This window comes from Mucilaginibacter sp. P2_D11, from assembly GCF_056404435.1.
The window spans coordinates 82,694-108,929 of the sequence record NZ_JBFUEA010000006.1 but is presented as its reverse complement, the minus strand read 5'-3'; the positions used below and the strand labels follow the sequence as shown (position 1 = coordinate 108,929).

22 protein-coding genes are annotated in these 26,236 nt (G+C 44.7%); 9 read left to right on the top strand and 13 right to left on the bottom strand.

What is annotated here, in order from left to right; all coding sequences use genetic code 11:
* Window positions 1-36 precede the first annotated feature (36 nt).
* Together AC1DXC_RS10775 and AC1DXC_RS10770 are read left to right on the top strand one after the other, a co-directional pair.
* A complete protein-coding gene (locus AC1DXC_RS10775; protein ID WP_477459159.1) occupies window positions 37-912 on the top strand; it encodes a sugar phosphate isomerase/epimerase family protein in 876 nt (291 codons plus the stop codon).
* Window positions 913-941: 29 nt separating this feature from the next.
* Entirely contained in the window at window positions 942-1,709 is a 768-nt protein-coding gene (locus AC1DXC_RS10770; protein ID WP_477459158.1) for a 3-keto-disaccharide hydrolase, read from the top strand.
* Window positions 1,710-1,849: 140 nt separating this feature from the next.
* On the opposite strand, the gene AC1DXC_RS10765 is transcribed toward AC1DXC_RS10770, so the two are convergent.
* The 11 genes from AC1DXC_RS10765 to AC1DXC_RS10715 all read right to left on the bottom strand — a co-directional run bounded on the left by AC1DXC_RS10765 (window position 1,850) and on the right by AC1DXC_RS10715 (window position 13,541).
* Window positions 1,850-4,150 carry a tetratricopeptide repeat-containing sensor histidine kinase gene (locus AC1DXC_RS10765; RefSeq protein ID WP_477459157.1) on the bottom strand — a complete coding sequence of 767 codons (2,301 nt, stop codon included), beginning with the start codon at window positions 4,148-4,150 and terminating at the stop codon, window positions 1,850-1,852.
* 506 nt (window positions 4,151-4,656) lie between these two features.
* Entirely contained in the window at window positions 4,657-5,742 is a 1,086-nt protein-coding gene (locus tag AC1DXC_RS10760) for a protein-glutamate methylesterase/protein-glutamine glutaminase (protein WP_477459156.1), read from the bottom strand.
* A 12-nt stretch (window positions 5,743-5,754) separates the two neighbouring features.
* Window positions 5,755-6,237 (bottom strand): chemotaxis protein CheD, encoded by a 483-nt coding sequence (locus AC1DXC_RS10755; RefSeq protein WP_477459155.1) that lies wholly within the window; start codon window positions 6,235-6,237, stop codon window positions 5,755-5,757.
* A 20-nt stretch (window positions 6,238-6,257) separates the two neighbouring features.
* On the bottom strand, window positions 6,258-7,076 hold the full coding sequence (locus AC1DXC_RS10750) for a CheR family methyltransferase (RefSeq protein ID WP_477459154.1): 819 nt from the start codon (window positions 7,074-7,076) through the stop codon (window positions 6,258-6,260).
* A gap of 61 nt (window positions 7,077-7,137) precedes the next feature.
* The gene (locus tag AC1DXC_RS10745) at window positions 7,138-8,787 is read right to left on the bottom strand and encodes a methyl-accepting chemotaxis protein (RefSeq protein ID WP_477459153.1); all 1,650 of its coding nucleotides are present in this window, start codon (window positions 8,785-8,787) and stop codon (window positions 7,138-7,140) included.
* Between the two features lie 24 nt (window positions 8,788-8,811).
* Window positions 8,812-10,011, bottom strand: coding sequence for a methyl-accepting chemotaxis protein (locus tag AC1DXC_RS10740; RefSeq protein WP_477459152.1), 1,200 nt, complete (start codon window positions 10,009-10,011; stop codon window positions 8,812-8,814).
* Entirely contained in the window at window positions 10,011-10,370 is a 360-nt protein-coding gene (locus AC1DXC_RS10735) for an MCP four helix bundle domain-containing protein (protein ID WP_477459151.1), read from the bottom strand. Before AC1DXC_RS10735 ends, AC1DXC_RS10740 begins: the two co-directional genes overlap by 1 nt.
* 14 nt (window positions 10,371-10,384) lie before the next feature.
* Entirely contained in the window at window positions 10,385-10,858 is a 474-nt protein-coding gene (locus AC1DXC_RS10730) for a chemotaxis protein CheW (protein WP_477459150.1), read from the bottom strand.
* Window positions 10,849-12,858 carry a chemotaxis protein CheA gene (locus AC1DXC_RS10725; protein ID WP_477459149.1) on the bottom strand — a complete coding sequence of 670 codons (2,010 nt, stop codon included), beginning with the start codon at window positions 12,856-12,858 and terminating at the stop codon, window positions 10,849-10,851. The genes AC1DXC_RS10730 and AC1DXC_RS10725 overlap by 10 nt, the downstream gene beginning before the upstream one ends.
* Window positions 12,855-13,220 carry a response regulator gene (locus AC1DXC_RS10720; RefSeq protein ID WP_477459148.1) on the bottom strand — a complete coding sequence of 122 codons (366 nt, stop codon included), beginning with the start codon at window positions 13,218-13,220 and terminating at the stop codon, window positions 12,855-12,857. Before AC1DXC_RS10720 ends, AC1DXC_RS10725 begins: the two co-directional genes overlap by 4 nt.
* Before the next feature lie 6 nt (window positions 13,221-13,226).
* Window positions 13,227-13,541, bottom strand: a complete 315-nt coding sequence (locus tag AC1DXC_RS10715) for an STAS domain-containing protein (protein ID WP_477459147.1) — start codon at window positions 13,539-13,541, stop codon at window positions 13,227-13,229.
* Between the two features lie 292 nt (window positions 13,542-13,833).
* Between AC1DXC_RS10715 and AC1DXC_RS10710 the strand changes: the two genes are divergently transcribed.
* Window positions 13,834-14,835: a superinfection immunity protein gene (locus tag AC1DXC_RS10710; RefSeq protein ID WP_477459146.1), complete on the top strand. Its 1,002-nt coding sequence runs from the start codon at window positions 13,834-13,836 to the stop codon at window positions 14,833-14,835.
* A 436-nt stretch (window positions 14,836-15,271) separates the two neighbouring features.
* Here the strand turns inward: AC1DXC_RS10710 and AC1DXC_RS10705 are convergent, their stop codons facing one another.
* The gene (locus AC1DXC_RS10705) at window positions 15,272-15,517 is read right to left on the bottom strand and encodes a hypothetical protein (RefSeq protein WP_477459145.1); all 246 of its coding nucleotides are present in this window, start codon (window positions 15,515-15,517) and stop codon (window positions 15,272-15,274) included.
* A 235-nt stretch (window positions 15,518-15,752) separates the two neighbouring features.
* Between AC1DXC_RS10705 and AC1DXC_RS10700 the strand changes: the two genes are divergently transcribed.
* Genes AC1DXC_RS10700 through AC1DXC_RS10685 form a run of 4 tightly spaced genes read left to right on the top strand, consistent with a single transcriptional unit; the run spans window position 15,753 to window position 23,429 of the window.
* A complete protein-coding gene (locus tag AC1DXC_RS10700) occupies window positions 15,753-19,916 on the top strand; it encodes a hybrid sensor histidine kinase/response regulator (RefSeq protein WP_477459144.1) in 4,164 nt (1,387 codons plus the stop codon).
* Between the two features lie 45 nt (window positions 19,917-19,961).
* A complete protein-coding gene (locus tag AC1DXC_RS10695; RefSeq protein ID WP_477459143.1) occupies window positions 19,962-20,753 on the top strand; it encodes an NIPSNAP family protein in 792 nt (263 codons plus the stop codon).
* A gap of 9 nt (window positions 20,754-20,762) precedes the next feature.
* Window positions 20,763-22,211 (top strand): phytoene desaturase family protein, encoded by a 1,449-nt coding sequence (locus tag AC1DXC_RS10690; RefSeq protein ID WP_477459142.1) that lies wholly within the window; start codon window positions 20,763-20,765, stop codon window positions 22,209-22,211.
* 9 nt (window positions 22,212-22,220) lie between these two features.
* Window positions 22,221-23,429, top strand: coding sequence for a glycoside hydrolase family 88 protein (locus tag AC1DXC_RS10685; protein ID WP_477459141.1), 1,209 nt, complete (start codon window positions 22,221-22,223; stop codon window positions 23,427-23,429).
* A 390-nt stretch (window positions 23,430-23,819) separates the two neighbouring features.
* Here AC1DXC_RS10685 and AC1DXC_RS10680 read toward each other — a convergent pair whose 3' ends face one another.
* A complete protein-coding gene (locus tag AC1DXC_RS10680) occupies window positions 23,820-24,437 on the bottom strand; it encodes a NanQ anomerase/TabA/YiaL family protein (RefSeq protein WP_477459140.1) in 618 nt (205 codons plus the stop codon).
* Between the two features lie 81 nt (window positions 24,438-24,518).
* Between AC1DXC_RS10680 and kduI the strand changes: the two genes are divergently transcribed.
* Window positions 24,519-25,349, top strand: a complete 831-nt coding sequence (kduI, locus tag AC1DXC_RS10675) for a 5-dehydro-4-deoxy-D-glucuronate isomerase (RefSeq protein ID WP_477459139.1) — start codon at window positions 24,519-24,521, stop codon at window positions 25,347-25,349.
* Window positions 25,350-25,366: 17 nt separating this feature from the next.
* A complete protein-coding gene (locus tag AC1DXC_RS10670; RefSeq protein WP_477459138.1) occupies window positions 25,367-26,182 on the top strand; it encodes an SDR family oxidoreductase in 816 nt (271 codons plus the stop codon).
* The last annotated feature ends 54 nt before the right edge of the window (window positions 26,183-26,236 follow it).

Below are 26,236 nucleotides of genomic sequence, written 5' to 3'. Positions count from 1 at the left end.
CAGCACAGGTCTTAGCACTACTTATAAACTAAATAAATGACAACCAGACGGAATTTTTTGGCCCAGGCGGGCATGGCTTCGGCAGCATTGATGCTGGCGCCGCAACTACTATCGGCAAAAGGCAAAAAAGGCGTGGGCCTGCAATTATATAGCCTGCGCGATCAGCTACCTAAAGATGTAAAAGGCACCATAGCCAACATCGCCAAGGCAGGCTACTCGGAAGTTGAAACTTTCGGCTACTCTAAACAGGGCGGCTTTTGGGGCCTCAGCGCAAAAGAATTCAGCGCATTGCTCAAAGCTAACGGCCTCACTACTCCAAGCGGACATTACGGCCTGGACGAGTACTTCGGTACCGGCAAAATGGATCAGTTGAACAGCTATATCGAGAGCGCGCACGCCACCGGCCAAACCTATATCATTATCCCAAGCATCAACCACGAATTCATTAAAACGGCTGCCGACTTTAAAGGCGTTGCCGATAAGATGAACAAGATTGCCGAGATACTGAAACCACAGGGCCTGAAACTGGGCTACCACAACCACAATTTTGAGTGGAAAGAGACCGAAGGCACCACTTTTTACGATACCATCCTGAACGCTACCGACCCTAAATTGGTAAATATGGAGATGGACCTGTACTGGGTAGTACGCGCCGGTTACAACCCGTTGGAGATATTCAAGAAACACCCGGGCCGTTTCACCTTTGTGCACATTAAGGATATGGATAAAACCAACCACGAGCTGAACACCGAGATTGGCACCGGCACCATCGATTTCAAAGCGATACTTGGTCAGGCTAAGCTGGGCGGCATAAAGCACTTTATTGTAGAGCAGGAGAACTTTACCAATATCGACCCATACAAGAGCATAGCCCAAAGCAGCGCTTACGTAAAAACCCTGCTGAAAGCTTAATTAAGGCGCATAAATTATCTCACATTTATATGAAACAGCAACTAATATTAACCGCATTGCTTTTGAGCAGTGTGGTTGTGGCCAACGCCCAAACAGGCGCAAAGCCCGAGGATACCGAGAAATGGACCCCGGTACCCAAAGTAGTTACCGCCGGCAAAACCACCAGCGATGCCCCATCTGATGCCATTATTTTGTTCGACGGTAAAAACCTGGACGAATGGGTAGACGTAGCCAGCGGCAACCCCGCAAAATGGAACGTTGAGGGCGACGTACTGACGGTAAACAAAGCAACAGGCAACATCGAAACCAAACGTAAATTTGGCAATTACCAATTGCACATCGAGTGGAAGGTACCCGCCAGCATCACCGGTACAGGCCAGGCCCGCGGCAACAGCGGCGTGTTCTTAGCTTCGATAGGCAAAGGCGATTTGGGTTACGAACTGCAGGTGTTGGATTCGTACAAGAACGAAACCTACGTAAACGGCATGGCAGGCAGTATATACAAGCAATTTATCCCGCTGGCTAACCCAACCAAGCCCCCCGGCGTTTGGAACACGTATGATGTGATATGGACCGCCCCAACTTTCGATGGCGATAAAGTAAAAACCCCTGCCCGCGTAACCGTATTATTTAACGGCGTACTGGTAGAGAACAACATCGAACTGCTGGGCCCAACCCAATACATCGGCGCACCAGGCTACCGTGCAGCCCACGGCCCAAGCCCGATAAAGCTACAAGCCCACGGCGACAAAAGCGAACCGCTGAGCTTCAGGAATATCTGGGTGAGGGAGTTGTAATCGCGACCTTATGATATTGAAAAGCCGGCTTTCCGTGAGGGGAGCCGGCTTTTTTATTCCCCTCTCGGGAGGGGGCGCGGTGGGCCTGAGCGCAAAGGCAGGGGTGGGTTAGCCACTATGCAATAAGCACATGAAAGAGATCACGCTGGTTGGAACTGAATACTTATTGTTACACCAGAACTATTTTCGACAACAAGTTTGCCACCTACTTGCTTACTTAAACCTCGCATCAAATTAAAGCCCATAGAATCCGTCTGATGATGATCAAAGCCTGTTGGTAGTCCACTGCCATTATCACTTATCTGAAGCAAATAATTATTGTCGGATATTTCCTGAAAGATTATTTTTATTACTGCATTCTTGTCCTCTTTAAAGCCGTATTTGATTGCATTAGTTATCGCTTCGTTCAGAATCAGTCCGAGCGGTACGGCAATATTGATATTCATATCGCTTTTATCTACAAACGTATCAAAGATGATGCGTCCATTTAAGTCAAAGCTTTCCTGTAAATAGCCAATCAGTTCGTTGATATATTCAAACATGTGCACCAACGTATAGTTTTCAGATTGATATAGCTTTTGGTGGATTAATGCAATGGAGTATAGGCGATGTTCGCTATTACGTATTGCCATTAATGCTTCTTCATTAGCGATAAATGATGATTGGCGTTGCAGGAGGCTCATAACGATCTGTAGGTTATTCTTTACGCGGTGGTGCACCTCCTTCACCAAGGTTTCTTTTTCCTTTAATAATGCATCTTTTTCGGTGATTAAGCGGCCTAATGATATATTTTTAATATTGATCAGCCTCGATTTTTTCCGGTTGTTGTAGTAAACGAAATAGAGTAACCCTACTGAAGCTAACATAAAACTCATTACCATATAGATAATTTTACGTTCCTGATCAGCTTGCTTCAACTTATCATATTGTATTTGACTATCCTTTTGTAAGGATTTGAAAGCCGCTTCTTGTTTTTCGCTGGCATATTTTATTTGTAATTCAGCTATTTGTCTACTTTTCGTCGTGTTAAAAATGGAGTCGTTCAGTAATTTATATAACTGAAAATGCCGTAAGGAAGTATTTAAATGACCTGATATAGAATCTAACTTAAAAAGCAAAAATTGAATGTCCCTTCGCTTTGTAATATCAGAATATGGAAAATCATCCTGTGCCCTGAGATAGTAAGCGGCTTCCCTGAATTTTTTCTGTTTAAGGTAAAACTCCCCTATATCGCATTTGAGGGACCAATAAAAAAAAGAAACGGTAGAATCCTTAGGATATAAATGCAAAGAAAATAAATAAGACTTTTCCGCTGATTTATACTGTTTTAAACCTATATAGCAATAGGCTTTTACTTGTGCAATTAAAGCTTTGCCTACATTGTTTACCGGTGGATTGCTTTTTTCAAGTCCCTTAATTAAACTTAACGCTTCAATCGATTTGTGTTGGCTATTTAATTGGTCAACTATAAAACCGGCTGTTCTGTATAAATGTTCCTGGGGTAAACCTGGTATCCGTTCACGTATTCTGAGTGCTCGTTTATACCATGTCATACTGCTATCTATTTGTCCCAACTCTGAATAAACCAATCCTAATTCACCATAAATCCAATGGGTATTGGTTGTATCCTTCATTCGCATTACACTTTTAAGACCTTTCAAGGCATAAAATAGTGCCTTATCCGGGCTTCCATGTTCCCGGTACAGTTGTGACAGGAAGAGATAGACCATATTTATGTTGCTGGCATTGGAATTTTGGAACTGCGTAATGATATCGATGTACTGTTTTTCTGCCAGATTGGTATAGCGATATCTGTCATATATTATTGCCATGTCGCCCAGCACCATAATGGATTTTCTGTCATCATTTTTGATTCGTTGGGCGAGCGTTTTGATTTTTCTGAAATAGGCACTTGCAATCATGCTCAATTCCTTCCATTTCTCTTTTTTACCAGAATGCCGTGCTCTTAAAAGGCCATCCACTAAGTCGAGCCAAATCATTGCTTCCTTTCCCGGATCATGGTTTATAAAGGGAGAATTTGCTGCTTTAGCGTAATTTTTTTCGCATTCACTGATGTTGTTTTTAGCCAGATACGCTTTTCCCATACCCAGATATGCATCATATAACCTTTTTTTTAAGTTTAATTGAGTGCTTAGTAAAACCGTTTTTTGAAAATAGAAGATTGCACTGTCCAAATCTTTCACCTTATGTTTGTCAGTCAGGTAAAAATCATTAGGGATACGATAGTATATATCTGAATCTAAATTACTTTTATTGCGGTTGGGTAGGTAATAGTCGTTAGCTATACGAATGTATAAATTGGAACGGATACTGTCAGTTTGCGCGTTTTTTAGCCGTTTAAATAATTTTTCCCGAGGTTGCTGCGCAAAGCAAAGTACGGGGAATATAATCAGGACATATAAGACTGAAGATTTTATCATTCAGAGTTTATTTAACGTTGTATAAAAAGGCCGAAATTTTTATGAAAAGAAAAACATTACCAGATAAACCGGGTGATGATAGTGTTGATTTAGTATGCTATTTGATGACCAAAAGCATGTCATCGTCTTATTCGCCTCATTCATAATGATATACCGAAAATTTTGCTAAAATCTCAACAACGATATTTCGTTGTTTTAGATCAGACAACGCTATCCCGTTACTTTGGTAAATCAATAGTGATTACAAAACAGCTTGGGTACAATCATCGGCAATTACCTTTGACCTGTAGTTTAGATTTGAAAAATAATGATCGTTGGATGGGGCGGCGTCAGCCTTTAAATTTCCCCTTGCTGGCGCGTGTCCCGAGACCTAACGATTCAATTTCGATCAATGATCTGTTAAGCAACAAACCGCATAAAGAAGCGAATTGGTCAAGAGAATATAGAATAAATGGATTTATGTACACAAAATGGCGTGCGTTAATGCCGCAAAAGCTAATAAGATGTTAAATATATCTTATGGTAGAAGCCAATTGAACAACATACCTTGAAATTTCTTTTAATGGTAAAATCTTATCGGCGGCATTCAGCATAATAGCTTCTTTTGGCATGCCGAAAACAACACAAGAACTTTCATCCTGTGCTATGGTCCTTCCGCCGGCTTGTTTTATTTCAAGGAGGCCCCGTGCGCCATCGTCGCCCATGCCCGTTAAAATTATTCCGATTCCATTTTGCCCGGCATAAATAGCGGTAGAGCGGAACAATACATCCACTGCCGGACGATGGCGGTTTACCAGCGGACTATCATTCAGTTCGACATAATATTGAGACCCTCTCCGTTTAAGTAAAAGATGGCGGTTACCGGGTGCTATTAACGCTGTGCCGGGTTTAACCAAATCCCCATCTTCTGCTTCCTTAACGGTAATTTTGCATAAACTGTTCAGGCGTTCGGCAAACAGGCGGGTAAAGTTTTCGGGCATGTGCTGCACTATTACAATACCCGGAATATCAACAGGCAGTGGCTCCAAAAACGTTCTTATTGCTTCTGTGCCGCCTGTAGATGCGCCAACTGCAATTACTTTATCGCTAATTATGCTTTGATTTTTAGGTTTAACAAACTGCAGTACGGCATCGGCCGACAGTTTGGGTACTACCGAGGGTTTTTCGGTAATGGATTTCCTGGCAAGTTTGGTTAACGCCGCCGATTTAACAATTTCGCAAATCCTGCTCCTGGCTTCATTGGTAAGCGCCTGCTCATCAAACATATCTTTTGAAAGTACCTCAACAGCGCCGTGTTCCAATGCTTTAAGCGTTACTTCCATATCCCTGCCGGTGTGCCCCGTTATAATAATGACCGGGATAGGGTGCTGAGACATGATTTTTTTAAGAAAGGTAATACCATTCATGCGGGGCATTTCCAAATCAAGGGTAATAACATCCGGAACCTGCATGGTCATTTTGCTTGCGGCAATATATGGGTCGGCAGCTGTAGCCATCACTTCAATTGCAGGGTCGGCACTTAAAGTTTTGCTCAGCAATTGCCTGAATATGGCAGAGTCGTCAACAATAAGAACTTTTACTTTATTCGTCATATTGGTGAGGTGTTAGCCCTTGGTATCTATCTGTTGATCTGGAAAGTTTTGTTTAATATATTTGATCATTACCTTACCACTTTCCGAGTAAAATAAAACCTTCCGCCCGCGATATCCTCCAACATTATGGCTTAAAACCGGTATTTGCTCCTTTTTTAATACCTCAATAGCCAGCTCAATATTCCGTTCGCCAATATGAAATACGCCATTTGGTGTGCCTGTTTCGCAGCCCCCGAATACCTTAGCCTTTAAATTACTTTTATTGCTGCCTAAGGCAAGCATTTTATTAATAATGGCCGGTATGGCAACGTCGCCGTATTTGTTTGATGGGGCACCTTCACCATTCCAATGCGGTAGCATGTAGTGGTTGATACTCCCAAACTCCAACACCGGGTCCCAAAGGGCCACTGCTACGCAGGAGCCCAAGATGGTATCGACAATGTGAGGCTTTCTGCTCGCAAAAATCGATCCCGGGTATAAATAATATCGTTCCATTATAAAATAATAGTGGCTGTTTATTTTCTTTTAAAAATGTTTGGCCGTATTTGCGTTAATGGTAAATTCATATTCGACACCGATTCGGAATGGCCCAGGAATAAATACCCCCCTGGTTCTAATTTCGAACATAACTTCAGTATCACTTTTTCTTGTGTTGGCCTGTCAAAATAAATCAAAACATTGCGGCAAAAAATGATATTGAAATTTGCAATCGCGCCAAAATCTTCGTCAATGAAATTTAAACGGCCAAATTTTACTTTTTCTCTTAATTGGGGTACAATGCGCACAGTTTTGTTATGCACATCCTTACTTTTAAGCAGGAACTGGCGTTTCAAAGCAATTGGTACAGGGGCTACTTTATCTTCGGTATATACCGCCAATGCCGCAGCCTGCAAAACCCTGCTCGAAATATCGGAACCCCAGATATTAAAGCTAAACCCCATATGTGTTTCGGCAAATAAACTTAAAACCATGGCCAATGTATAAGGCTCTTCGCCGGTAGAGCAGCCCGCGCTCCATACCTTAAAAGGTTTTGCGGAGGAATAATCGCGAAAAATCTCGGGCAATATGTTGTTTGATAAATAATCAAAATGAACAGATTCTCTAAAAAAATCGGTTTTATTGGTAGTCACCACATCAATCATGTGAATAAGCTCAGAGCGCTGGCCTTCGTTACTGAATATAAACTCGCAGTATTTTTTATATGATGGTATATTTAAAGTCCTTAACCTTTTAAGCAAACGCCCCTCCAGCATTATTTTTTTTGACGGAGGCAGCTTAATCCCATAATTGGTATATATAAATGTACTTAACCTGTTAAAGTCCAGGTCGGTCATTTTAGAATTATCAAAACTATCAATGTTAAAATACACCATGTGGATAGCTCAAAACATTATGTTAAAACTTTTCATAATCTGCATCAAGGCTATCCATGTTCAAGCTAACCCCGTTTGAGGATGATTTGTATTTTGGAAGATGGCTTACTTTGGCTGTATTCCTCCTGGGCCTGGTTAAGGGCCCGGCCTGGGCAATTGATGCCTTGTATTTTGAGCCGTTTTCAAATCTGAAGAATGAAATAATTTCCTTCAACTGGTCGGCCTGGGATGAAAGTTCTTCGGCGCTGGCAGCCATTTCTTCCGAGGTAGCTGCGTTTTGCTGTGTAACCTGGTTAAGTTGTTGTAAGGCACTATTGATTTGCCCTGCACCTAAATTTTGTTCGGAGCTGGAAGCGTTAATTTCTTCTACCAGTTTGGCGGTATGCTGAATGTTGGGTACAATCTCGCCCAAAAGCCTGCCCGATTTCTCGGCAATGGTAACGCTCGATTTTGAAAGCTCATTGATCTCCGTTGCAGCAACCTGCGATTTTTCTGCCAGTTTCCGTACTTCGGCGGCAACAACGGCAAAGCCGCGTCCCTGGTCGCCGGCCCGTGCGGCCTCAACGGCAGCGTTAAGCGCAAGTATATTTGTTTGCCTGGCTATATCGCTAATGATGGTAATTTTCTCGGCAATCAATTTCATCGAGCTAACGGCTTCATTCACAGCAACACTTCCGTCCAGGGCATCGGCCGAGGCTTTGATGGCTATTTTTTCTGTTTGATGGGCGTTGTTGGTGTTTTGTTGTACGCTTGCCACCATCTCTTCCATCGACGACGAAACCTGTTCGGTGGCAGCGGCCTGTTCGGTAGCGCCTTCAGACATTTGCTGGGATGACGAACTCAACTCCTGGCTCGCCGCCACAATATTATCAGAAGCTGAGTTTACGTACGAGATTACATTTTTAAACTTATTGATCATCCCTTTCAAATCTTCGAGCAGAAAGCCTATCTCATCATTATTAACTACATTAATATCAACGGTCAAATCACCCTCGGCAAGTTTTGATACTACATTGGTTGCATTTAAGATTGCTTTTCGGATGCTATATACGATGAGTAACGATATGGATAGCGAAATAGCTATGCCAAATAATATAATGAGATAGGAGTGGGTTTTTGCATTTGAATATATTTCCTGTCCTTTGTTATATTCATCTTCAGAAACTGCTACCTGGATATCCATCAACGCGTTAATATTATTAATAATCGGGTCTATTTTTGGATATAGTTCATTAATGGTAAATGGGGCTAATGCTGTTTTATCTTCACTATCAATTATTGATTGCAGCGACTCTATGGTTTCATCCGAATTGCGCATTAATTCTTCGGTTTGGACAGCCATTTTTCTTTCTTCGGGTGTTAAGTTGGTAGCGATATAGGCTTTCCAATTGTTCTTAATTTCTTCCTGGGCACGGATAATTTTTCGTTTACCGGTTTTGAAATTAATTACACCGTCTTTAATTTTTTGGGCAACGTCTTCAATATCGAGGGTGTACCTATCACTAATTGTTGATAGCTGTTTAAGGCATACTACTCGGTCTTTAAACACCGTCTCGAGCGATGCGTTTACATTACTTAAATTGCTCAATCCATATAAACCTATTGCCAAAAGGGTAAACGAGGTAAGGAAGACCATGACAAATAACTTTGTCGATATTTTAATATTGTTCATAACATTTGATCGTTTAAGTTCGGTTTAATATTTTTCGTATCTTTCATCTATTGGGTCTTTTCCGTTCATATCTATGTTGATGCCCTTTGGAAAACGGTCGTTAACTGGTCTTTTTTTAGCTGGATAATTGGTGGCGGCAAATGTTTTGTGATATGGTTTATTAACCGGCGCACGCCGTATTTCTATATGCGATTTAACATCGTTTCCGATATCAAAATTTACAATATCTTTCAACTGATCTGCCTGGCCGGAAAGTTCTTCGGAACTTGCGGCCATCTCTTCGGATATAGCGGCATTTTGCTGTATAACCTGGTTTAGCTGCTGTAAGGCGTTATTAATTTCATTGGCGCCGGTATTTTGTTCCATACTCGAAATACTGATTTCCTGTACCAACTTGCAGGTTTTTTGTACTTCAGGCACAATCAGATCAAGTAGCTTCCCTGACCGTTCGGCTATTGTTACGCCGGATTTAGACAGGTTATTAATTTCAAGTGCGGCTGTCTGGCAACGCTCGGCAAGTTTCCTCACCTCTGCAGCTACAACGGCAAACCCGCGCCCGTTATCGCCGGCCCTGGCGGCTTCAACAGCGGCATTTAAAGCCAAAAGATTGGTTTGACGGGCAATATCACCAATAATTGAAATCCGCTCGGCAATCTCTTTCATGGATTGTACGGTAATATTAACCGCCTTGTTGCCTTCAACAATGTCTTCAACAACTTTTAAAGCAATTTTTTCGGTTTGTAGGGCATTTTCGGTGTTTTGCTGTATGCTGGATACGATTTCTTCCATTGACGACGAAACCTCCTCGGCCGATGCCGCCTGTTCTGTAGCGCCCTCAGACATTTGCTGTGCCGATGAACTCATTTGCGAACTGGCCGATGATATATTTTCTGACGCTACCTGGGCGTAAGAAACCAGGTCTTTAAGCTTTGCAACAATACTATTGATGTTTCTAATGATAAAGAAGGCCAGCAACAATGAAATTGCTATTCCTGAGAATATAACGATATAGGAATTGGTTTTGGCAGTTGCATACACCTGCTTACCATTGTTATATTCCTGATTGGATACCGAAACCTGGATATCAATCAGCGTGTTTACATTATTCAGGATGGAATCAATTTTTGGGTTCACGTCGCTAACAGCAAAAGCTGCGATTGCTTGTTTATCTTCTTTGTCCAGTATTACTTTAAGAGACTCAATCGATTCGTCAGCATTGGCCATTAACTCTTCGGTTTGATCTGATAATTTTTTTCTTCGGGGATAGAATCGGCAGCTACATAAGCAGCCCAATTTGTCTTAATTTCTTTCTGCGCCCTGATGATTTTCTTTTTACCTGTTTTTAAATCAATGCTGCCATCTTTTATTTGCTGACAAACCCACTTGATGTTGATCAGGTACATGTCCGAAACAACTTTTAATGATTTAAGGGACATTACACGGTCTTCAAACACAGTTTGAAGCGATCCGTTTACCTCTTTTAAATTAAGCTCTGCATTAATGCCAATTGCCCCTATAGTGAGGAACAGGACGCCAACCAGCATGTAAAGTTTGGTTGAAACTTTTATGTTCTGTAAAATCATTTTATGTTTAAATATTAACTTTCAGTAATGGCATACACATCGTCGGCCGAGAAAACTTTGTCGATATTTAATATCATCACAAAATTGTCCTCTACTTTTCCAATCCCTGTGATGAAGTCTTCACGGTACATGGCCCCCATGCTTGCCGAAACCTGGATATCCTCATCCGGAATGTCGATTACCTTTTGTACCGAATCGACAATGGCACCTACCAGCAATGGTTCTTTTCCGCTGTCGATATTCAATACCACGATGCAGGTATCAATCGTAAATTCGGCATCGGGCATGGCAAATTTGTTGCGGGCATCTATTACGGGCAAAATATTGCCTCTTAAGTTAATTACCCCTTTCATAAATGCCGGTGATTTGGGCACTTTAGTTATAGGGCTCATTTCTAAAATTTCTAATACGTCGCCTACGTTGATGGCAAAAAGCTCGTTTTGAAGCTTAAACGTTAAGTACGATTGTGTTTGCAGTTTTATTGACATATAGCAAGGCGTTTCTGGTGTAAGTATTGTTCGGCAACTTTATTGGTATCTAATACCAGGGCAATTTTACCATCTCCAAGTATGGTTGCCCCCGAAATATTGTCCATGTTTTGAAAATATCTTCCGAGGGGTTTAAGCACCGCCTGAAATTTACCTACGATGCTGTCTACAATTAATGCAACCCTTTTTTCATCGTAGTAAACCAGCACAATTTCCTGCGAACCCGATAGGTTTTCTTTACCATCAAATTCTTCGCTTAAGCTGATGAAAGGAATTTGTTCGCCATCAAGCACGATCAGGTTATTGAAGCGGTTTAATTGCTGCACAGCGGGCGCTTCAAAGCAACGATCGACAGCGGCCAGCGGAATTACAAACGAAACATCGTTGATTTTTACCAACAGGCCATCGATGATAGATACCGTAATGGGTAATTTTATGGTAATGGTGGTACCGATGTTGAGTTGCGACGTGATTTTGATCTGCCCTCTTATATCTTCGATTCTGCGTTTTACAACGTCCATCCCAACACCACGGCCCGAAATTTCGCTAACCTGCTCTGCTGTCGAAAATCCCGGAAGGAAAATAAGGTTGAAAATTTCTTTTTCGCTCAATACTTCATCTTTACCAATAATGCCTTTTTGTATCGCCTTTTCCCTTATTCTTTGCGCATCAATGCCTTTTCCATCATCCTGGATTTCGATATACACATTAACCCCGGCGCAAAATGCCTTAAACAAAATTTTGCCATGCCTTTTTTTCCCTGCTTTGGCTCTTTCATCAGGGTACTCAATTCCGTGATCGATACTGTTTCGAAGCAGGTGCATTATCGGATCTGACAGGCCTTCCATAATATTTTTATCCAGTTCTGTATCAGTTCCTTCGGTAACAAAATCTATTTCTTTATTTAACTCGTTTGCCAAATCACGCACCAGCCGGTTAAACGGGGTAAGCATATTTTTAATTGGTATAAGGCACATGCTGAATGCATTATCCCTTAGCCTGGTTGATATTTTTTCCAGATTTTCGGTAACTGCCAATAACTCCGATTGTGGGTTTTGATCGGTGAGTGTGCCAAGTTTGGCCTGTAAAGTCATTAACTCGCTTACAAGGCTCATCAGGCTGTCCAATCTTTCTGATGGTACCCTAATACTGGATATCACATTTTTTTTGGCGGGTTCTGCAATTGCCGTTTTTGAAACTTGTGGCAAAATATCTTTGATAATTTCTTCATGATAACTTGCGCTTTCATTTTGCCGCGGTAGGTCTTCTTCGGTGTGGGGTATTAAATTTATTTCCAGTTTACACCTGCCCTCAACAAAAACGAACACCTCCCTAATGGTGCCAATACTAACGTTGGTGGCCAGGAAAATATCCCAGGAAGTATAACAATATGTGGGCTCAATATCCTCCAAAGGAGGGATACCTTCAATATTTGGAATAACAGTGCAGTTACCAAGTGTTTGCAATTCCTCTAACAGGTAAACAGGATTAGTTCCGTTATAAAATATCTCTTTATCGGGTGCAAAAATGATATGGTAATTTTTTAACGCGTTATTTTCACATGCTGCTGTCTGAGAAGCCGGGGCAAGTGTATTGCTTTCGGTGTTTACTTCGGCCAAAATATCCTTTAAAATTTTTACTACTCTTGCCGTGAGGTTATTGTGTGTTTTTTGATGCTGAACATCTAACTCACCTTCGTTTTTGGCCAGGTAAGTTAAGTGGTCAAGCGAATCGAGCGTGATATCAATAATTTCTTTAGTAATTTTTTTTTGCCCGCTGCGTACGTGCTCGTAAATAGATTCAAGGTGGTGGGTGAATTCTGTAATTACTTTAAAACCAAACATCGAACTATTTCCTTTTAATGTATGCATAGCCCTGAAAACCTGTTGTATTAGTGCAGGGTCGCCGGGGCTGGTTTCCATTAAAAGCAAGCTCTTTTCCATGTCGGCTATCACTTCCATGGCATCATCGCTAAAGTTTTGTTGGTATTGGTCCATCATCCTATCATTTTTTTAACTGTCGAAACCAATTTTTCTTTAATAGAATCTTTGTCTAGTAGCATGGTTGCTCCGGAGGTTTTGATATAGTCCTGTATGTTTATCGAGCTATCAGAAACAAATAACACCACAGGTAAAAACCTGTAGTAGTGCATTTTCCTGATTTCGTTAATGAGTTGCAGACCGTCTTTATTAGGCATATTTAAATCAGTAATTACCAGATCAATGTTTTTACCATCAAAATGAGATAAAGCATCATCGCCATCGCAGCCGGTTAAAATAGTGTAGCCCGCATTTTTAAGTATAAAGCTGATTACCCTTATAACCATATCTGAATCATCTACTAATAAAACAGTCTTGCTCATTTCAAACTATTGGATAGAAAAGAATTCATTAAATCCGGACGTACTTAAAACATTAGTGATGTACTCAGTTTCTTCGAAAATGTATTTGACAAACACTCCCTCTTTAGAAGCGCTTTTGGATAGAGCTACCAACAATTGTAATCCTGCTACATCAATTCTCTCAATATTTTTGAAATGTATTTCGGCATTGCGATGATCTCTGAGAAGGTTTAATAGTTGTTCTTTTATTTCTATAGCATCTCTGATTATCAGATCGCGCTCTATCACCGTTTGTATATTTTGATTTTCTGTTAATCTATTTTCAATAGAAGTTTGCTTCATAAAATCAATTTTATTTAATTAGAATATTCGCATTTTTTACGTACAGTTAATCAAAAAAGTTGTTAATGATAAAATATATCTGAATGTAGCAGGGGTTTCAGTCGAGAATCTTCGGGCTGTGTTCAAGTAACTATCACTCGAAGCAATCTTTATCCAGGCAGTTGAATGCCCCATTGACCTTACTATCTAAAATCTTAACATAATGGCTGGTGGTGCGCGCCTATTTGTGGCCGAATCCAATTCAACAAAAAGTCTTACTTTTATCTACTCGATACATTAGCTACAAACCTAATTGTTGCACAAGATGGGCTTCGGAACAACTCAACTAATCCTCATACTTATTGCGGTGCCCATTTATTTTTTCCCGGCAATATTAGGCAGGCAAAAAAATAATTTCCGGTCTATCTTTCTCTTTAACTTGCTTTTGGGCTGGACGCTGGTTGGCTGGGTAATTGCGCTAAGGAGGGCCCTGTCTAAAGAGGTGCTGCCGGTTTACCTTAACAAAACGCCGTCTGTATCGGAGGGCGTGACTATGGCATTGTCGCTGAATTTCAAGCAGTTTTCGTTGGACGGGAAATTCCACATCGGGATGATAAATAGATATTTGCGCCATCAACCGGAAAAGATTCTCTATAAAACCAACGTGAAAAATTGGACCGAGAAGAATTGGACGGAAAAAATACACAAAAAGGTAATTGAAGAGTTCTCTTCAGATGCAGAATTCATTTTTATTTCGCCGGGTGGAAATTCATTTAGCATAAATGCTGTGCAGGCAGTAAAAAAGCCTTATCAACACTTTTTCATATCCCAGAGTTCTGCTGTTTTTAATCCTGCTGATCAGGAGATGGAAGAAATAATTACAAGAGAGGGTTTCTGCTGCGCTTACCTGTACGATGAAAAATACGAGCGGCAACAAACCTCATCAAAAGAAGCCTACTATGAAGTGTTTGGTGTCCCGCTGTCGCTTTCGAAAGGATTGCCTTACACTATAGACGAGTTCGGTCAGAAAGTATTTGATACGTCGGGGAATCCGGGCCGAAGCGAAATGATAAGCAGCGCCCGGTTGCAGGCCTGCTGGAAAATGTGGTTCGGGGAGGAGTTTTATCATGTTGTACCAAAGGAAAGGTTACTAAGCTTCGAGGGAGCCTTTAAAATAGCGCAATTGGCCAATGACGTGGTTTTTGTACAATTATATGAGTATGTGGAAGACAGCATAACACGGCAAGCGCAGGAAATACAGTGGGCCTGGCGTAAATGGCTGGATTTTGACGATTTGGTTAAACGGTTCCCGTAATAGAGCTATTAAAAATAAGCGACATCAGGCTGCCCCGTTACCCAACTAAACCCACAAGCTCGTTGCCTTTTCCACCCCCAAAAACCATTAGAAATTCCTGGAAACCCACAGCTAAAAACCGCGCAAAAGTTGGAAAAAGCTGGAAATTTTTTTGGGGTGCGCAAATGCTGTTTTTCTCCAAAAACCGCTATTCCATGCAAATTAGGCGGTTTTTGCTGCAAAATGCAAAAGGCCCTAAAAACACCCAAAAAGTTAGGAAAAACGCCGAAAAACAAGGAAAAACGCGGTTTTTTTTCGCGCGTTTAAGCAAATTTAAGCAGGTAAAAACAGCAAAAACCGGCGGGTATGCTCATCTCAGTCCCGCGCGATTACACCGGTTTTTTCCAACATTTCTATAAAATAAAGCTGGAAAAGAATGTCCCTCAAACGGTCGTTGTTAGATGGCGTTAGTCCCCACCTCATACCAGCTGATATCCATCCCGCCATAGTTCCGCAGCACGTCTACGGCTTCCTGGGCCAGGCGTTCGTTATCGGTGTTAATGTTCATAATTACCTGCGGGCCATAGGCGGCGGGTATAAACTCAATATCTCCTTCGAGGAACTCGTTGCCCAGCAGGTATTCGTAGGCATCCTTTGCGTGGTCGCGATCGTCGAAAGTGGCGGTGGCTATATGTGGTGTCATGCGGGGATAACAGCGATTTGGTTCATTTGTTCACTGGTTCATTAGTTCATTGGTTGGTTTCGTTTATTTTTCTGAACTACTCACCATTCACCGCTCCCTACTTTCTTTTTAAGAAAAAAGTTCAATTGTCGATTTCTTTTTTGTACCTTTTGAACTTATTTGTAAATGGGCCGTATAAGCCGTTTATTACCAATTATAAACTTGTTTTTTTTTTTGTTAATCCCCCTGGCGTTAAATGTATAAACGTTTATTCCTGTTCGTGCTTGCGTTTTCCGCTTTGAGCAGCTATGGCCAAAACCAGAGCCTCAAATTTGAGCATTTGGGGAAAAAGGAGGGCCTGACGCAGATAAACGTGGGCTGCATACTGCAGGATAGCCGCGGCTTTATATGGGCCGGCACGCGCGACGGCCTCAGTAAGTACGATGGCTACGGTTTCACCACCTTCCGCCACGATCCGCAGGATACCTCATCCATAAGCAGCAGCATGGTGGCCGATATTACCGAAGATAAAGAGGGCAATATATGGATCGCCACCATCATCGGCCTTAACAAGCTGGAACGCCGAACGGGCCGCTTCGTAAAATACCAGCACAAAGATGGCGACCCCAATTCGCTCTCTGGCAATATTCTCAACAAACTCTCGGTAGACGAAAAAGGGAACCTTTGGGTAGCAGGCCAAAACGGGCTGGATTACCTGGATACCAAAGCCAACAAAGTCATCAGCCATTACCGGCACAATGCTGCGGATAAGCGCAGCTTAGGAGATAATAAGGTGAGCTGGGTGTACCGCACTGCCGATAACCGCATATGGGCGGGCACTACCGGCGGCGGCCTCAACCTGCTGGATAACGACAAAAAAGGCTTCACCAAATACAGGTATAATGCTACCGACCCGCAAAGCATATCCGGCGATTTCATAAGCTGCATCTTCGAGGATAATAAGCACCGCCTGTGGGTTGGCATGCAGAAAGACGGACTGAACATGCTGGATGTAAAAACGGGCAAATTCACCCGTTACAAGCACAGCGATACGGATAAGAACAGCTTATCGGGCTCTACCATCTACAGCCTCAATATGGATGAGAACGCCAACCTGTGGATAGGCAGCGAAAACGGTGGCCTCTGCATCTTCAACCCCGAAACCAAAAAATTCTACACCTATCTGCACGACGATATAGACAAGAACAGCCTTACCGGCAATACGCTTTACGCCATCACCAGGGATAGGCAGGGCAATATGTGGCTCGGCGCGTTCAGCGGCGGCATCAACCTGTTCAAGCGCAGCTCGGGCAGCTTTACGCACTACCGGCACAATTCTTCGGGCAACAGCCTATCTAATGATTTTGTGCTGGCGGTTTACGAAGATGCGCAACGCAACGTTTGGGCAGGCACCGATGGCGGCGGCCTTAATAAATTCGATTATAAAACGGGCGATGTGGTGCACTACACGCACAATCCCGGCAAAAACAGCATCACCGGCAACTTTGTGCTCACCGTGAACCAGGACACAGACGGTGATTTTTGGCTCGGTACCTGGGCAGATGGGCTAAGCATCTTCAACCCTAAAACCGGCGTCTTTACCAATATCAAAAGCCAGCCCGGTAACCCCAACAGCCTGCCGGGCAACAACATCTACGCGCTGGTAAACGCCGAAGACAGAACCACCTGGATAGGCACCTACAACGATGGGCTTAGCCACTACGATAAAAAAACAAAGCAGTTCACCAATTATAAATACGACCCCAACAACCCCCGCAGCATCAGCAGCGATAGGGTGTATTCCCTGCTGGAAGATAGCCGCGGTAATTTATGGGTAGGCACCTTTGATGGCGGTTTGAATCTTTTCGATAAAAAAACGGGCAGCTTTACCCGCTTTAAACACAACGCGGCAAAAAACAGCATCAGCGACGATAACGTGCCCGACCTTTTTGAAGACCGTAGCGGCAGCATCTGGATAAGTACTTTCTCGGGCCTTAACCAGTTCGATCCCATCACCAGGCATTTTACCACTTATACTAAAAAGGATGGCCTGCCCAGCGATATCATTTACGCTGCCCGCGAGGATGACGACGGCAAACTATGGATAAGCACCAACAACGGCCTCTCCGCTTTCGACCCGGCCACGCATGCTTTCAAGAATTACTCGGTAGAGGATGGCCTGCAGGAAGATGAATTTAAATCGCACTCGGCGTACAAGGGCGCTTCGGGTAGGTTGTACTTCGGCGGGGTAAACGGCTTCAATGCGTTTTCGCCCGGGCAGATTTTGAAGCCGGCGGGTTTTTCACCGCTGATGATCACATCGTTCCAGGTGTTCAACAAAAAGGTGCCTGTAGCCAAAAACAGCACGGATGCTTCGCCCCTGAAACAGGATATATCCGATGCGAAACACATCACGCTAAATTATAAGCAGTCGGTTATTTCGCTGGAGTTTGCCGCGTTGGATTTTACCTCGCCCGATAAAAAGCAATACGCCTATATATTAGAGAATTTTGATAAGGAGTGGAACTTCGTGGGTTCGCGCAATACGGCTACCTACACCAATTTGCCTGCGGGTACTTATACTTTTAAGGTAAAGTATCAAAACATGGCGGGGCTGTGGTCGCCGGTTACGCAGGGTTTAACCATAATAGTCCAGCCGCCTTTCTGGCTCACCTGGTGGTTTAAAATGCTGGCTGTATTGGTGGTAGTGGGCGGTGTGATCGCTATATTCAGACTGCGCATAAGCGCGATAAAAGCGCAGCAGGTAATACTGGAGCGGCAGGTAGAGGAGCGTACCCAGCGGCTTGGAGAAATGAGCAAAGCCGAGCGTGCGCTGCGCCAGGAGGCGGAGAAATCGCGCGAGGAAGCCGAAAAAGCAAACCAGGCCAAAAGCATATTTTTGGCTACCATGAGCCACGAGATACGTACGCCCATGAACGGCGTAATGGGCATGGCTACCCTTTTGGGCAACACGCCACTCAACCTGGAGCAGCAGGAATATACTGAAACCATAAAAACCTGCGGCGATGCGCTGCTGAACGTAATAAACGATATACTTGATTTCTCGAAGATCGAATCGGGAAAAATGGAACTGGAGGAACATGACTTCGACCTGCGCGATTGCATCGAAGCCGTGCTCGACGTGTTTGCCGAGAAAGCCGCCCGCACCAATATCGACCTGGTGTACCAGGTAGAGCACAACGTACCCGTGCAGATTATTGCTGATGCTTTCCGCCTGAGGCAGGTGCTGATCAATCTGGTGGGCAACGCGGTAAAGTTTACCGCCAAAGGCGAGGTGTTTATATGCGTAAAGCTGAAAAGTACCGATGATAAGCAATTCGAGTTGCAGTTCGAGATACGCGATACAGGCATTGGCATCCCGCCGAACAAACTTAACAGGCTGTTCAAGGCGTTCTCGCAGGTAGATTCGAGCACCACCCGCAAGTATGGCGGCACCGGCCTTGGCCTGGCTATCAGCGAAAAGCTGGTTACCCTGATGGGCGGCGATATAGATGTAAAGAGCCAGGTGGGCAAGGGCACCACATTTATGTTTAGCATAAAAGCAAGGCCGGGCGTAAAAACGCAGCGCAATTACGTGCACCTGAACCTATCAGAAGTGCAAAACAAGCGTATTTTGGTGGTAGACGATAACCAAACCAACCGCGATATACTGGAAGAGCAACTGAAGCAATGGGATTTTGTGCCTGTAATGGCCGAATCGGGCGATGCGGCGCTTAAGGCCCTGGCAGGCGACGAACCTGTGCACCTGATAATATCAGACATGAACATGCCCGAGATGGACGGCATACACCTGGCACGTAAGATTCGGGAGAAAACCCCTTCGCTGCCAATCATCCTGCTAACCTCTATGGGTAATGAGCAGAGCAAGAAAAATAAGCACTTGTTCAACGTGGCGTTGACCAAGCCAACCAAGCACCATGTGCTGTATAAGCATGTAATTGAGCAACTTAAGCTGAATATCGAAATCAAGGACGAAGTGCAACCGGTAAAAACACCGTTCTCCGAAGATTTTGCCAGGCAGCACCCTATCAATATCCTCATTGCCGAGGATAACGCCATCAACCAGAAACTGGCCAGATACATCCTCAATAAAATGGGCTATAAGCCCGATATAGTAGAGAACGGGCACGAATGCCTTAACGCCCTCATTGGCAAGAAATACGATATGGTTTTGATGGATGTGCAGATGCCCGAGATGGATGGATTGGAGGCTACCCGCTTCATCCGCCAGAATATGGACCACCAACCCGTAATCATCGCCATGACAGCCAACGCCATGACAGAGGACCGCGAATTGTGCCTGCAGGCCGGTATGAACGATTACCTGAGCAAGCCCCTCAAGCTCCAGGAAATAATGAACGCGCTGGAAAAATGGGAACCCAGCAAAACGGCTATTTAAGTTACGTTATAATTTAGATAACTTTACCCCAACTAAACATCATTTATGATAATTTCTCAAACTAAAATGTTCCGCATTGTGGGGCTGCTATTGTTGTTTTTTGCCTTTACTTCCGCAACTGCCAATGCTTTGGCCTCCGGCGGATATTACTACCAGCTAAAGATATACCACTTTAAGGATAAGGCGCAGGAGCAAGCTACCGATGCATACTTGAAAGATTACTACTTGCCCCAACTACATAAAATGGGCATGGCCAATATAGGCGTATTCAAACCTGCCGATACCGATACCGCCCGCCGCACCTACGTATTTATACCATTTAAAAACTGGAAACAGTTGGAAGGCTTCGAACGGAAGGTGATTGATGCAGGTGATGGCGCGGCGACCGCCAGGGATTACCTGGATGCAGGCTACAAAAGCGCGCCATATACCCGGCTGGAAACCATAGTACTTACGGCATTTGCTACGCGGCTTTCCCCTGTTGCGCCCAAATTAACAGGCGATAGGGCCGCACGAGTTTACGAGTTGCGCAGCTATGAGAGCCCAACCGAAAAATACCATATCAACAAGGTAAAGATGTTCAATAGCGGCGAAACCGACCTTTTCGATAAGATTGGTGCCAATGCGGTGTTTTACGGCAGCGTGGTGGCAGGCAGCCATATGCCCAACCTGATGTATTTAACCTGCTACGATAACATGCAGGAACGAGACAAGCACTGGAAGGCTTTTTTCGACGCGCCTGAATGGAAAGCCCTCATTGGCGACGTGCAATACAAAAACAATGTATCGCGTAATGACATGGTTTTTCTCCATCCCACCGAATATTCTGACTTTTAAATTTACTGAATGAAGCTGGAAAAGCGAGATTATGACGCCGTTGTAGTAGGCTCGGGTCCCAATGGGCTTGCTGCGGCTATTTTGATGCAGCAAAAGGGCCTTTCGGTATTGGTGCTGGAAGCCAAGGATACGATAGGCGGAGGCCTGCGCACTGCGGAATTGACCTTACCCGGCTTCAAGCACGATATCTGTTCGGCTATCCATCCGCTGGCTGCCGCCTCGCCGTATTTCAAGACTTTACCGCTGGCCGATTTTGGCTTGAACTATCTCAAACCTGATGTTGATGCCGCGCATCCTTTAGATGATGGCACGGCAGGCTTGTTAAAAGGCAGCGTAACCGAAACTGCCCGTTTACTGGGCGGCGACGAAGCCGCATATACTAAATTAATGGCATCTGTAACAGAAGCCTGGCCGCAAATAGATAGCGATGTTTTAGGTCCGTTGCATATTCCCAAACACCCGCTGGTAATGGCCGGTTTTGGGCTAAAAGCTATGCCGCCTGCAACCTTTTTGGTAAATGGTTTTAAAACCGGACAAGCGAGGGCATTATTGGCGGGCATGGCGGCGCATTCTATGCAGCCGCTTAGCCATGTTACAACATCTGCCATAGCACTGGTGCTGATGGCAGCGGGGCATCTGGGCGGCTGGCCCATCCCGAAGGGCGGTTCGCAAAGCATTGCCAACGCATTGGCGGCTTATTTTACCTCGATAGGAGGCAAGATAGAGACCGGCACTTATGTAAAATCCTTGTCACAGCTGCCATCCGCGCATGCGGTGTTATTCGATATTTCGCCAAAACAACTGTTACAGATAGCCGGGCATCAATTCTCGGCCATCTACAAATGGCAGTTGGAACGATACCGTTACGGCATGGGTGTTTACAAGGTTGATTGGGCCTTGGATGGCGCTATTCCTTTTACCGCAGAAGGTTGCAGGCAGGCAGGCACCGTGCACATCGGCAATACCTTCGAAGAAATAAAAGCAGCCGAGCAGCAGACCTGGGCCGGACAACACCCGGAAAAACCATTCGTATTGCTGGCTCAGCAAAGCTCGTTCGATGCTTCGCGCGCGCCGGAGGGCAAGCATACCGCATGGGCATACTGCCATGTGCCAAACGGCTCTACCAAAAACATGACGGAAGCTATAGAAAAGCAAGTAGAACGCTTTGCCCCGGGCTTCCGCGAGCGGATATTGGCCAAGCATACGATGGATACCACGCAGATGGAGGCCTACAACGCCAACTATGTGGGCGGGGATATCAACGGGGGGGTAATAGATATCGGGCAGTTATTTACAAGGCCCGCCCTGCGTTATTCTCCATATAAAACCTCGGCAAAGGGTATCTATTTATGCTCGGCATCAACCCCTCCCGGGGGTGGGGTGCATGGTATGTGTGGTTTCTGGTCGGCCAAAAAAGCGCTTAAAGACGTGTTCGATATTTCGGTTGATAGTTTATAGATTTACCTCATGAAAGTTAGCAAAACCTGGTTGGTACTCTGCTTCGCGATGTTGTTCCACATCGCATCCGCGCAGCAAAAAAGCCCTTTTAAACCTCAGAAAGCTTTATTAGACAATATACAAAGCAATTTTAAGCTTGCAGATGCACAGTATAAGTACATGGCCACGCTATTGCAGCCCGAGCAATTCCCCAAGACTTTCCACCCCGAAACGGGGACGACGGAAACCAGCAATTCGGGTTGGTGGTGCAGCGGCTTTTATCCCGGCACCTTAATGAAGCTTTACGCCCAAACCCATGATAAAGCCCTGAAAGCCGGGGCCGACCGCATCATGGCCGTTTTGGCCAAAGAGCAATACAATACCCACACGCACGATTTGGGTTTTATGATGTATTGCAGCTTCGGTACGGCCAACCAATTGGAGCCAAAGCCCGAATACAAGCAGATACTGATCAACAGCGCCAAATCGCTCTCTACCCGTTTCAACCCAAAGGTGGGTTGCATCAAATCGTGGGATTCTAAGCCATCCGATTTCCTGGTCATCATAGATAATATGATGAACCTCGAACTACTGTTCTGGGCTACCCGCGAGACGGGCGACTCCAGCTATTACAAAATTGCCGTCACCCACGCCAACACCACTATCAAAAACCATTACAGGGCAGATTACAGCTCATACCATGTGATTAATTACAGCGCCGAAACAGGTGCCGTACAGGAAAAGAAAACTGCGCAGGGCTTCGCGAATGAGTCTGCATGGGCCAGGGGCCAGGCCTGGGGCCTTTACGGCTTTACGGTAATGTACCGCGAAACAAAGGACAAGAAATACCTGGAACAGGCCGACCATATTGCAGGCTTCATACTCAATAACCCAAACCTTCCGGCGGATAAGATACCCTATTGGGATTACAATGCGCCAAACATCCCCAACGCCTTGCGCGATGCCTCAGCTGCGGCCATAACAGCGTCTGCTTTATTAGAACTTTGCCGTTACAGCGACAAGCCTTCTGCAAGCAAATACTTCAAAGCAGCGGAGAGTATCCTGATGACTTTATCGTCTAAAACCTATAAGGCACAGCTCAAAACCAACGGTGGGTATATATTACAACACAGCGTGGGCCATTTCCCGGCCGGTACAGAGATTGACGTGCCGCTAACCTATGCCGATTACTATTTTGTTGAGGCAATGGAGCGATATACAGCGTTTGCAGGGAAATAATTGGAATATCGAATTAGCCCGGACAGTTGGGGCAATTTATGTACGATAGCTGTAACAAAACTATAGTACCGATTTGAATTAACAAATAGATCAATTCAGTTTTAAAAAAGGAGATGTGCTTTTTCTTAAAAATGCAGCTGTATAATATCACGAAGATAAACGCTACAAATAATGGGAGCATAAATAAATTAGCGTAAAATAAAAGCATACCAAAGAATCTTGCTTCACCTTCTAAATGACTTACATTGTGTATCGCAAATAAAACACACAATACCGAAGCGGTTGCGAATACGATGCGTAGAATGGTTTTAAAGGTTTCCATATTCTAAGATATTTCTTAAATGTCTCCTCACGTTCTTCTGACAAGGGAACCTGAGAGAGCGGATGCTCCTAATTCACCGCCCTTATCTTAATTACCAACTTCTTCACCTTGCCGCCGTTTCTTATACCCGCTTCGTGTAGTTCGCCCGGGAAAAACAGGAAAAAGTAGTCGGGCGTTGCAGTATGTGCTTTGCCTTTGATGTAATAATTCTGCACATCCTTTGTTTCATCGTATGGCTTGGTAATTACCACTGAGTCTTTTTTGCCCTGCGTGTATATATCCTCCTTGCCTGATATGACGTAATGCAGGTCGATAAAATTCTTATGCGTTTCAAAACCCGCGGTATCGAGTTTTTTTGGCTCAGGCTCGGTGATAATAGCGAATATGTTGTCGCCATCTATGGTGTATTTACCTGGTGCCATCAGTTCCAGGTTACGGTCGCGCAAAAAGGCGATCACTTTATCCCAGCCGGCTTTGTTGGCTTCGTATTGTTTGGCAAACTCTATTACGTTCAGTGGCTGCTCCGGGTTTAACTTTAAGCCATTGGCCCAAACGCGTTGTTTAAGCCACGCTTTGGCCGTTTTTTCGGTCCACACGGTACGGCCACTCTGCGCTATGCAAACGTTTGCGAGGATTAATAAGGCAATAAGCGCGCACAAGCTTTTGTAGGCTGATAAATGTTTCATAGTTTAGTTTGATAATTGGCGCCCGGCTGGCGGCGGGATAAAAATAGTTTTTTATACAGCATAAATATAAACAATTCTGCCTTGAAAGTATTACACAGTGTACACCCCGAAGACTTTAAGAACTACCAAACCCAACAAATTCGCGAGCGGTTCCTGATAGATGAACTGGTGCAGCCCGGTGCCCTCAACTGTGTTTACACCCATTACGACAGGATGATCGTAGGCGCGGCATGCCCTGCGGACAGTCAGCTGGACTTGCCCAACTACCCCAATCTGCGTGCTGATTATTTTTTGCAACGCCGCGAGATAGGTATCATCAACGTTGCCGGCGATGGTGAGGTAATTGCAGATGGCCAGGCATACAGCCTGAAGAAACTCGACTGCCTGTATATCGGCAAAGGAGTTGAATCGGTTACGTTCACCAGCGCGGATGCAGCATCGCCTGCCGTATTTTACCTGTTATCTGCACCTGCTCACGCCATGTATCCTACCACGTTGGTAAGCAACGATGAGGTAGTTAAGGTTAATGCAGGTAGTACGGCCATGGCTAATGTTCGCGTAATCAACAAATACATCCACGCCGAAGGCATCAAAAGCTGCCAGCTGGTAATGGGCCTTACCATACTGGCTAATGGCAACGTTTGGAACACCATGCCGCCCCACGTGCACGACCGCCGTATGGAGGCTTACTTTTATTTCGACCTGCCCGAGGGGCAAAAGATATTCCATTACATGGGAGAGGGGCAAGAAACCCGGCACATCCTGCTGGGTAATTACGATGCGGTGGTTTCGCCGCCCTGGAGCATCCACTCCGGCAGCGGCACATCCAGCTATAGCTTTATTTGGGGCATGGCCGGCGAAAACCTCGATTATACCGACATGGATGCAATAGCGATAACAGATATCAGATAACACAAACAAATACAGACTTGGAAAACAAATTTTCATTAGCCGGCAAGGTGATTATAGTAACCGGCGGCACGGGCATTTTAGGTAATGCATTCATCAAAGGGATAGTAGAAGCAGGCGGTGCTGTTGGCATTTTGGGCCGGAACGAACAAGTTGCCGAAGAACGCGCAGCCGCTATCAATGCAGCCGGCGGGCAGGCCATTGCGCTGATAGCCGATGCCATGGACGAGGCACAACTGATTGCCGCAAAGGACAAGATATTGGCCAAATTCGGCCGGATAGATGGCTTGGTTAATGGCGCCGGCGGCAACATGCCCGATGGCGTGCTGCAGCCTGAAGAGGACTTGTTTGCCATGAAACTGGATGGCATGAAAAAAGTGGCCGACCTTAACCTATGGGGTACGCTTATCCCCACACAAATATTCGGTCGGGAGATAGCGAAGACGGGTAGGGGGAGTATCGTGAATATTTCCTCCATGAATTCCAAAAGCGCGGTGACTAAGGTGCTGGGCTACAATATGGGCAAGGCTGCCGTAGATTGCTATACCCAGTGGTTTGCCGTAGAGCTGGCCAACCGTTATGGCGATGCCATCCGCATGAATGCCCTGGCCCCCGGTTTTTTCCTTACAGAACAAAACCGTAACTTGCTTACCAAGCCCGAGGGCGGCTACACGCCGAGGGGCGAGTCGGTTATCCGTAACACCCCTTTCAAGCGATTTGGCCATCCGGATGAATTGATAGGCGCGCTGGTATGGCTGCTGAGCGATGCCTCGGCTTTCGTAACCGGCTCAATGATTTGTGTAGATGGCGGGTTCTCGGTATTTAGCGGCGTTTAAAATAAAAAAATAGGCTGCGGATGTCGCAGCCTATTAATAAAGCAAGTAGAAAAT

Excerpts from the sequence above, each read along its gene's own strand:
- AC1DXC_RS10775 (WP_477459159.1), top strand. The coding sequence starts at position 37 with ATGACAACCAGACGGAATTTTTTGGCCCAGGCGGGCATGGCTTCGGCA.
- AC1DXC_RS10770 (WP_477459158.1), top strand. The coding sequence starts at position 942 with ATGAAACAGCAACTAATATTAACCGCATTGCTTTTGAGCAGTGTGGTT.
- AC1DXC_RS10765 (WP_477459157.1), bottom strand. The coding sequence starts at position 4,150 with ATGATAAAATCTTCAGTCTTATATGTCCTGATTATATTCCCCGTACTT.
- AC1DXC_RS10760 (WP_477459156.1), bottom strand. The coding sequence starts at position 5,742 with ATGACGAATAAAGTAAAAGTTCTTATTGTTGACGACTCTGCCATATTC.
- AC1DXC_RS10755 (WP_477459155.1), bottom strand. The coding sequence starts at position 6,237 with ATGGAACGATATTATTTATACCCGGGATCGATTTTTGCGAGCAGAAAG.
- AC1DXC_RS10750 (WP_477459154.1), bottom strand. The coding sequence starts at position 7,076 with ATGACCGACCTGGACTTTAACAGGTTAAGTACATTTATATATACCAAT.
- AC1DXC_RS10745 (WP_477459153.1), bottom strand. The coding sequence starts at position 8,787 with ATGAACAATATTAAAATATCGACAAAGTTATTTGTCATGGTCTTCCTT.
- AC1DXC_RS10740 (WP_477459152.1), bottom strand. The coding sequence starts at position 10,011 with ATGGCCAATGCTGACGAATCGATTGAGTCTCTTAAAGTAATACTGGAC.
- AC1DXC_RS10735 (WP_477459151.1), bottom strand. The coding sequence starts at position 10,370 with ATGATTTTACAGAACATAAAAGTTTCAACCAAACTTTACATGCTGGTT.
- AC1DXC_RS10730 (WP_477459150.1), bottom strand. The coding sequence starts at position 10,858 with ATGTCAATAAAACTGCAAACACAATCGTACTTAACGTTTAAGCTTCAA.
- AC1DXC_RS10725 (WP_477459149.1), bottom strand. The coding sequence starts at position 12,858 with ATGATGGACCAATACCAACAAAACTTTAGCGATGATGCCATGGAAGTG.
- AC1DXC_RS10720 (WP_477459148.1), bottom strand. The coding sequence starts at position 13,220 with ATGAGCAAGACTGTTTTATTAGTAGATGATTCAGATATGGTTATAAGG.
- AC1DXC_RS10715 (WP_477459147.1), bottom strand. The coding sequence starts at position 13,541 with ATGAAGCAAACTTCTATTGAAAATAGATTAACAGAAAATCAAAATATA.
- AC1DXC_RS10705 (WP_477459145.1), bottom strand. The coding sequence starts at position 15,517 with ATGACACCACATATAGCCACCGCCACTTTCGACGATCGCGACCACGCA.
- AC1DXC_RS10700 (WP_477459144.1), top strand. The coding sequence starts at position 15,753 with ATGTATAAACGTTTATTCCTGTTCGTGCTTGCGTTTTCCGCTTTGAGC.
- AC1DXC_RS10695 (WP_477459143.1), top strand. The coding sequence starts at position 19,962 with ATGATAATTTCTCAAACTAAAATGTTCCGCATTGTGGGGCTGCTATTG.
- AC1DXC_RS10690 (WP_477459142.1), top strand. The coding sequence starts at position 20,763 with ATGAAGCTGGAAAAGCGAGATTATGACGCCGTTGTAGTAGGCTCGGGT.
- AC1DXC_RS10685 (WP_477459141.1), top strand. The coding sequence starts at position 22,221 with ATGAAAGTTAGCAAAACCTGGTTGGTACTCTGCTTCGCGATGTTGTTC.
- AC1DXC_RS10680 (WP_477459140.1), bottom strand. The coding sequence starts at position 24,437 with ATGAAACATTTATCAGCCTACAAAAGCTTGTGCGCGCTTATTGCCTTA.